Genomic DNA, 6,287 nt, shown 5'->3' with positions numbered 1-6,287 from the left:
TCGGTATAATCCTTCAGTTCCGACAGGAACTGTCTAGCCTTTACCAGAGAAATGTGACCATCCTCCATTTAAGCTAGAAACATTTCGCACAACTAAACCGCCACGTTACTTTAAGTATTGAACTTTAGCTACTGATTCCTGCATCAAGGATCAAGAGGGTCTCTACATATCGGTTGGGGGATCAGGTTAACCACCCGATCTGATAAATAGTCGGAAGAATTCCGCTTAATTAGCAATTATGATTAAAAAAAGCTTAAATAGACGGAGAGATTCCGCCTATCGACTCAAAAAATGCGATAATGGGGGATTTTTCTTGGCACAATCGGAAAACCTCCGCTTATTTACCCCCAAAACGAGCTCCCATCTGCATCTAACCGGAAAATCTCCGACTATTTTACTTTTGCTGGTTACTCGATTAAGGACAAGACATCTTTAGCGTGAGACATACTAATCACACTCCTTCTAATAATAAATGTTCTATTTGGTAGTAGGAATGATTAAGGGGTTTTTAATGTCAGATTTAAATTATAAAGTAATCACCACTTTTCCTTGAGCGTGGCCTTCCTGAAAATAGTTGAATGCTTCTGCTATCTCACTTAACTTATACCGTTTATCAATTATTGGTTTTACTTTGCCAGTCTCAAGTAATTCTTTTACATGATTTAAGTCTTTTTGGTTTGCTCTCTGTAACAGGTTGCTTATTTTCTTGCTTCCAGTCATTGAAATAAATGGTCCAAGAAATAGCGTTTGAAAAAATTGCGATTCGGAACCTCCTACGTGAACAAAATTTCCATTTGGTTTTAGTACACGTTTATAAGCTGAAATGGAATTAGAACCGTTCACACCTAGAATCAAATCGTAACACGTCTCCTCTTGGGTGAAATCCTCTTTTGTATAATCAATGATATGGTCGGCTCCAAGTGAACGCAATATCTCTAAATTTCTTGTACTACATACACCTGTTACTTCAGCCCCAAATGATTTGGCAATTTGTACCGCGAAAGTACCGACACCACCAGATGCCCCATAAATTAATACCTTCTGTCCCGATATAATTTTACCTTTATACAAAAGTCCCTGTAAGGCAGTCACACCTGCCATAGGTGTCGCAGCAGCTTCCTCGAAGGAGATATTGGCTGGCTTTAAGGCTAAAGCGTATTCGGGGACAGTTACATATTCAGCAAAACCGCCCCACCCACAACCAGAGAGATCGCCAAATACTTCATCACCTGCTTTAAATAACTTAACGTTTTTACCAACAGCTTCAACTGTACCAGCTATATCACCTCCTGGTATGGAATACTTTGGCTTAGTAAGACCGAAGGCGAAGCGGGCTAAGAAAGGTTTTCCCTTCAAAAGAACCAAATTACCATAGTTCAAGGATGCTGCATAAACTCTTACCAATACTTGATTCTCAGTGGGTAAAGGTTTGTTAATCTCTTTTAATTCAAGTACATCGGGTGAGCCATATTGATCACAAACTATCGCTTTCATAAAAACTCCCTCCAATAGGCTTTTAAAAATAAAATTTCCTTGTATTAATTTTATTTAATAGTAACAAGGGGATTAAAACCTTTCATTGACTTAAGTTAATTTCTAAAGAATTTAGCGTTTTTTTTATGATGGTTATTTGGATGCTTCGATTGGAGGAAGGATTACGGAATGTGGATGACATCTATTTTATAATGGATTTTTTTTCATTCGCTTTTTTATTCTACTTAATGACTCTGGAGTGATTCCAAGATAACTGGTCAATTGATGCTGTGGTACCCGGTCAACTAACTGAGGCCGTTTCTTTAAAATGGATTCGTAGCGTTCTTCAGGAGAAGAAGTGATAAATTCTCCAAATCTTTCTTGTATTTCACCAAGGTTTATCTCCATCATTTTGCGGATCATGGTTTCCAGTTGTGGGTATTTGTTAAACATCGTTTTTTCAGAATCAACCTCGCCAACAACTAATAGGCAGTCTTCGACACACACTAATGAATACTTTGATAAATCATTTTGCTTCTGTTCGTTGATAATTGGAATCGCTTGTTCTTCAGTAAAAAAATTTGATGTGACCTCTTTACCTGATTCATCTATAAAAAACTGCCTGACACACCCCATTAATACGAAATAACATTTAATTTCGGAAAGTTCTCCCTGTCTAAGAAGGTATTTTCCTTTTTTATATTCATCAATTCGTAAACTTTCAGTGATTGCCTGCTGTTCCTTTTCGCTGAGCGCTGTAAAATCAGACATATATTTCGAGAGAATTTTCTTCATATTACCTTCCTTTCTAATTTAAATGTTCTTTAATCATTTTAACATTTTTACCCATATGTTTTTTCCTTTTTAGATAAAATTTACTTAACCCATTTTTTCGTTGATGGACCGCTCTGCTCGTATCGGGGCAGGGTGGTTTACTTGTTAGGATAAAATCCCCCATCGGAACCCAGGCAGCTACTTCCCAAGGTTTATCTGTTGGAATCTTAGCTAAAATGAACAAAAAGCCCACCACCGCTTAAGGTGATGAGCAAGATGAACCGAGATTCTCTTTTTACATAGATAATTATTGAGCTGTATAGCCACCATCAACTGTTAAGCTATTACCAGTCATGAATGAGGAATCGTCACTTGCCATGAATAGTACAGCTTTTGCCATTTCTTCTGCTTGGCCAAGACGTTTCATCGGAGTCATCGCAGCTAATGCTTGTTTACTTTCTTCTGGAATAATTGGTGTATCAATGAACCCAGGACATAATGAATTAATACGAATATTTTTTTCTGCATATTCAAGTGCAAGTGACCGTGTTAAGTTAATTACGCCGCCTTTTGCTGCATTATAGGCTGCTGAACCAGGTGAACCAACCCAGCCGTACATAGAGGCTGTATTCACTATTGTACCGCCGCCCGTTTTTAACATTTCACGGATTGCTTCCCGTGCTACTAAGAATACACCATCTAAATCAACATTTACGGTGTTCCGCCACTCAGAGTACTCTAAATCATGTGAAGGATGAACACGCCCGATACCTGCATTGTTGAACACAACATCGACTTTCCCGAAAGCTTCAACAGCTTGTTTAAATACACCTGCTACATCTTCTTCACTAGTAATATTTGCTTTTACAAATAGAGCTTCGGCATTTAGAGATTTCAATTCTTCTTCAAATGCTCTCCCTTTTTCTTCATTTAAATCAACAAGAACCACTTTAGCTCCTTCTGATACGAATAAGCGTGCTGTTGCAGCACCGATACCTGATGCTCCACCAGTAATCACGGCCACTTTATCTTGTAATTTTCCCATAATAGATTCCTCCGGTATAATAAATTCAATATTAGTATCACATCTTAGAAAGAAAAGATACCTTTATCTAACTTTTGTGCTATTTTGTTCACAATTTAATTGTACTATTTTGTTCACATATAACAATCAGTAAGATATCATTAAATGTCTAACTAGTAGACACATGGAACTAAATTGTCCATTTTAGGGAGGTTTTTTTTATGAATGACCAACAAACTGTGACATCTCAACGTAAAAATCGGACAAAAGGACATTTAAAGTTAGCACTAATCGAACTCATAAAGGAGAAAGGTTACCATCCTGTTTCAATAAAAGACATTGTAAGCTATGCCGCTTATAATCGTAGTACCTTTTATGTTCATTACCAAGATAAAATTGAACTAGCTAAAGATTTACTCGACTCCATGCTTCAAGGGTTAGAAGATTCAGTAGGAAAACCCTATGTACCGGGACATAAAGTATATACAGCAAAGCTAAATGCACCATCCTTTAATATTGTTTCCTACATATATGGACACCGGAATTTTTTTGAGCTGATTAAATACGAAGACACATTACCAGAATTACATACTAGATTCCCGCAAACCATCTTAAAAATTTATCAAGATCACTTTATATTTGAAACGATTAACAACATCCCAGTCAACATGGATTATTTTAAACGTTATACAGCCTATGGCTTTTACGGGCTGCTGCTGAATTGGATTACAAATGATTTTAAAGAAACTCAAGACGAATTTATTGAAAAAGTAATTGATCTAACGAAAACGCATATTTACTCGGTAGAGTATATTAGCGAATAATAATTCTATTGTACATAAGGGTAGATATTCCATGTTACAAATATCTACCCATTTTTTAACTATTCATTTTTAGATAAACTTATCCATGATATGGTTGTATCATCGTTAAAATGACAACAGTGAGATATTCAACAACGAAATAAATGACTCTGTTCATTGATGAATCCAACATCGAACTATAGTTTCCTGGACGACAAAAAAAAGTAGAGATACTCTGCTCTCTACTACTACGTTTTAAAATATGGCTCCGCAGGTAGGACTCGAACCTACGACCGATCGGTTAACAGCCGATAGCTCTACCACTGAGCTACTGCGGAATAAAAAAATAATGGGCCTAAATGGACTCGAACCATCGACCTCACGCTTATCAGGCGTGCGCTCTAACCAGCTGAGCTATAGGCCCTAAGGTAATGATTGGAGCGGGTGATGAGAATCGAACTCACATCATCAGCTTGGAAGGCTGAGGTTTTACCACTAAACTACACCCGCGTGCTTAAATTTGGAGGCAACACCCGGATTTGAACCGGGGATAAAGGTTTTGCAGACCTCTGCCTTACCACTTGGCTATGCTGCCGCATTAATACTAATGGGGCGACTGATGGGAATCGAACCCACGAATGTCGGAACCACAATCCGATGCGTTAACCACTTCGCCACAATCGCCATAATGGTGGAGGGGGACGGATTCGAACCGCCGAACCCTGAGGGAGCGGATTTACAGTCCGCCGCGTTTAGCCACTTCGCTACCCCTCCAAAAAAATTCATGTAAAGATGGCTCAGGACGGAATCGAACCGCCGACACAAGGATTTTCAGTCCTTTGCTCTACCGACTGAGCTACTGAGCCACAAAAAGAATCTATATCAACGGCATTTAATCTGCCGGGATAAAAAAATGGCGGTCCGGACGGGACTCGAACCCGCGACCTCCTGCGTGACAGGCAGGCATTCTAACCAACTGAACTACCGGACCATATTGCGGGGACAGGATTTGAACCTGCGACCTTCGGGTTATGAGCCCGACGAGCTACCAGACTGCTCCACCCCGCGACAATAAAAAATAAATAGTAAATAAAATATGGAGGAGGAAGAGGGATTCGAACCCCCGCGCGGTATGACCCGCCTGTCGGTTTTCAAGACCGATTCCTTCAGCCAGACTTGGGTATTCCTCCAAATAAAATGGAGCCTAGCGGGATCGAACCGCTGACCTCCTGCGTGCAAAGCAGGCGCTCTCCCAGCTGAGCTAAGGCCCCATGTTAATAACGTAATTTTCGACTGGTCGGGAAGACAGGATTCGAACCTGCGACCCCTTGGTCCCAAACCAAGTGCTCTACCAAGCTGAGCTACTTCCCGTTAATATGGCGCGCCCGGAAGAAGTCGAATCCACAACCTTCTGATCCGTAGTCAGACGCTCTATCCAATTGAGCTACGGGCGCATTATAATTTTAAATGGTGCCGAGGACCGGAATCGAACCGGTACGGTAGTCACCTACCGCAGGATTTTAAGTCCTGTGCGTCTGCCAGTTCCGCCACCCCGGCATAAAGAGAGCGGAAGACGGGATTCGAACCCGCGACCCCCACCTTGGCAAGGTGGTGTTCTACCACTGAACTACTTCCGCATTTAAAAAATGGTGCGGGTGAAGGGAGTCGAACCCCCACGCCTCGCGGCGCCAGATCCTAAGTCTGGTGCGTCTGCCAATTCCGCCACACCCGCAATATGAAAATGGTGAGCCATGAAGGACTCGAACCTTCGACCCTCTGATTAAAAGTCAGATGCTCTACCAACTGAGCTAATGGCTCGTACAAAGGTGCCGGCGAGAGGACTTGAACCCCCAACCTACTGATTACAAGTCAGTTGCTCTACCAATTGAGCTACCCCGGCAAATAAATCAAGTTACGGTATTTATGGTGGAGGATGACGGGATCGAACCGCCGACCCTCTGCTTGTAAGGCAGATGCTCTCCCAGCTGAGCTAATCCTCCATTTGATGACCCCTACGGGATTCGAACCCGTGTTACCGCCGTGAAAGGGCGGTGTCTTAACCGCTTGACCAAGGGGCCATAGTAATTTTCGACAAAATAATAGCCCCAAAAGGGGCTTAGCCTGGCAGCGTCCTACTCTCACAGGGGCGCCTGCCCCAACTACCATCGGCGCTGAGAAGCTTAACTTCCGTGTTCGGTATGGGAACGGGTGTG

The 6,287-nt window shown here is 41.5% G+C and carries 5 protein-coding genes, 20 tRNA genes and 1 rRNA gene; 1 reads left to right on the top strand and 25 read right to left on the bottom strand.

Annotation, left to right across the window (positions count from 1 at the left end; translation table 11 throughout):
* Positions 1 to 525 precede the first annotated feature (525 nt).
* The 4 genes from ACIQCO_RS27715 to ACIQCO_RS27700 all read right to left on the bottom strand — a co-directional run bounded on the left by ACIQCO_RS27715 (position 526) and on the right by ACIQCO_RS27700 (position 3,292).
* A complete protein-coding gene (locus ACIQCO_RS27715; protein WP_400435349.1) occupies positions 526 to 1,494 on the bottom strand; it encodes an NAD(P)-dependent alcohol dehydrogenase in 969 nt (322 codons plus the stop codon).
* Positions 1,495 to 1,680: 186 nt separating this feature from the next.
* The gene (locus ACIQCO_RS27710; RefSeq protein WP_400435347.1) at positions 1,681 to 2,268 is read right to left on the bottom strand and encodes a Crp/Fnr family transcriptional regulator; all 588 of its coding nucleotides are present in this window, start codon (positions 2,266 to 2,268) and stop codon (positions 1,681 to 1,683) included.
* Between the two features lie 13 nt (positions 2,269 to 2,281).
* A complete protein-coding gene (locus tag ACIQCO_RS27705) occupies positions 2,282 to 2,491 on the bottom strand; it encodes a hypothetical protein (RefSeq protein WP_400435345.1) in 210 nt (69 codons plus the stop codon).
* 63 nt (positions 2,492 to 2,554) lie between these two features.
* On the bottom strand, positions 2,555 to 3,292 hold the full coding sequence (locus tag ACIQCO_RS27700) for an SDR family NAD(P)-dependent oxidoreductase (protein ID WP_400435343.1): 738 nt from the start codon (positions 3,290 to 3,292) through the stop codon (positions 2,555 to 2,557).
* A gap of 200 nt (positions 3,293 to 3,492) precedes the next feature.
* On the opposite strand from ACIQCO_RS27700, the gene ACIQCO_RS27695 reads away from it, so the two are divergent.
* Entirely contained in the window at positions 3,493 to 4,095 is a 603-nt protein-coding gene (locus ACIQCO_RS27695) for a TetR/AcrR family transcriptional regulator (RefSeq protein ID WP_400435341.1), read from the top strand.
* 242 nt (positions 4,096 to 4,337) lie between these two features.
* On the opposite strand, the gene ACIQCO_RS27690 is transcribed toward ACIQCO_RS27695, so the two are convergent.
* The 21 genes from ACIQCO_RS27690 to rrf all read right to left on the bottom strand — a co-directional run.
* Positions 4,338 to 4,412 (bottom strand) — tRNA-Asn (locus ACIQCO_RS27690).
* A 12-nt stretch (positions 4,413 to 4,424) separates the two neighbouring features.
* Positions 4,425 to 4,498 (bottom strand) — tRNA-Ile (locus ACIQCO_RS27685).
* Positions 4,499 to 4,510: 12 nt separating this feature from the next.
* A tRNA-Gly gene (locus ACIQCO_RS27680) sits at positions 4,511 to 4,584 on the bottom strand.
* 11 nt (positions 4,585 to 4,595) lie between these two features.
* Positions 4,596 to 4,669: transfer RNA gene (locus ACIQCO_RS27675), tRNA-Cys, on the bottom strand.
* 13 nt (positions 4,670 to 4,682) lie between these two features.
* Positions 4,683 to 4,758: transfer RNA gene (locus ACIQCO_RS27670), tRNA-His, on the bottom strand.
* A 5-nt stretch (positions 4,759 to 4,763) separates the two neighbouring features.
* A tRNA-Tyr gene (locus ACIQCO_RS27665) sits at positions 4,764 to 4,848 on the bottom strand.
* A 19-nt stretch (positions 4,849 to 4,867) separates the two neighbouring features.
* Positions 4,868 to 4,940: transfer RNA gene (locus ACIQCO_RS27660), tRNA-Phe, on the bottom strand.
* 48 nt (positions 4,941 to 4,988) lie between these two features.
* Positions 4,989 to 5,065, bottom strand: a tRNA-Asp gene (locus ACIQCO_RS27655).
* 3 nt (positions 5,066 to 5,068) lie between these two features.
* Positions 5,069 to 5,142: transfer RNA gene (locus ACIQCO_RS27650), tRNA-Met, on the bottom strand.
* Positions 5,143 to 5,171: 29 nt separating this feature from the next.
* A tRNA-Ser gene (locus tag ACIQCO_RS27645) sits at positions 5,172 to 5,264 on the bottom strand.
* A gap of 8 nt (positions 5,265 to 5,272) precedes the next feature.
* A tRNA-Ala gene (locus ACIQCO_RS27640) sits at positions 5,273 to 5,345 on the bottom strand.
* Between the two features lie 23 nt (positions 5,346 to 5,368).
* Positions 5,369 to 5,445, bottom strand: a tRNA-Pro gene (locus tag ACIQCO_RS27635).
* Between the two features lie 6 nt (positions 5,446 to 5,451).
* Positions 5,452 to 5,528 (bottom strand) — tRNA-Arg (locus ACIQCO_RS27630).
* 14 nt (positions 5,529 to 5,542) lie between these two features.
* Positions 5,543 to 5,631: transfer RNA gene (locus ACIQCO_RS27625), tRNA-Leu, on the bottom strand.
* Between the two features lie 8 nt (positions 5,632 to 5,639).
* Positions 5,640 to 5,711, bottom strand: a tRNA-Gly gene (locus tag ACIQCO_RS27620).
* A 10-nt stretch (positions 5,712 to 5,721) separates the two neighbouring features.
* A tRNA-Leu gene (locus tag ACIQCO_RS27615) sits at positions 5,722 to 5,806 on the bottom strand.
* Positions 5,807 to 5,816: 10 nt separating this feature from the next.
* Positions 5,817 to 5,892: transfer RNA gene (locus tag ACIQCO_RS27610), tRNA-Lys, on the bottom strand.
* 9 nt (positions 5,893 to 5,901) lie between these two features.
* Positions 5,902 to 5,974, bottom strand: a tRNA-Thr gene (locus ACIQCO_RS27605).
* Between the two features lie 24 nt (positions 5,975 to 5,998).
* Positions 5,999 to 6,074 (bottom strand) — tRNA-Val (locus ACIQCO_RS27600).
* Positions 6,075 to 6,080: 6 nt separating this feature from the next.
* A tRNA-Glu gene (locus ACIQCO_RS27595) sits at positions 6,081 to 6,152 on the bottom strand.
* 41 nt (positions 6,153 to 6,193) lie between these two features.
* Positions 6,194 to 6,287: ribosomal RNA gene (gene rrf, locus ACIQCO_RS27590) — 5S ribosomal RNA — on the bottom strand; the annotation flags it as partial.

This window comes from Neobacillus sp. NPDC093127 (assembly GCF_044754175.1).
Classification (GTDB): Bacteria; Bacillota; Bacilli; order Bacillales; family Cytobacillaceae; genus Neobacillus.
Note: the sequence above shows the minus strand (reverse complement) of the source record. Positions and strands in the feature narration are given on the sequence as shown.

Bases quoted from the DNA above. Each gene is read 5' to 3' on its own strand.
- ACIQCO_RS27700 (WP_400435343.1), bottom strand. From the start codon at position 3,292: ATGGGAAAATTACAAGATAAAGTGGCCGTGATTACTGGTGGAGCATCA.
- ACIQCO_RS27710 (WP_400435347.1), bottom strand. From the start codon at position 2,268: ATGAAGAAAATTCTCTCGAAATATATGTCTGATTTTACAGCGCTCAGC.
- ACIQCO_RS27695 (WP_400435341.1), top strand. From the start codon at position 3,493: ATGAATGACCAACAAACTGTGACATCTCAACGTAAAAATCGGACAAAA.
- ACIQCO_RS27715 (WP_400435349.1), bottom strand. From the start codon at position 1,494: ATGAAAGCGATAGTTTGTGATCAATATGGCTCACCCGATGTACTTGAA.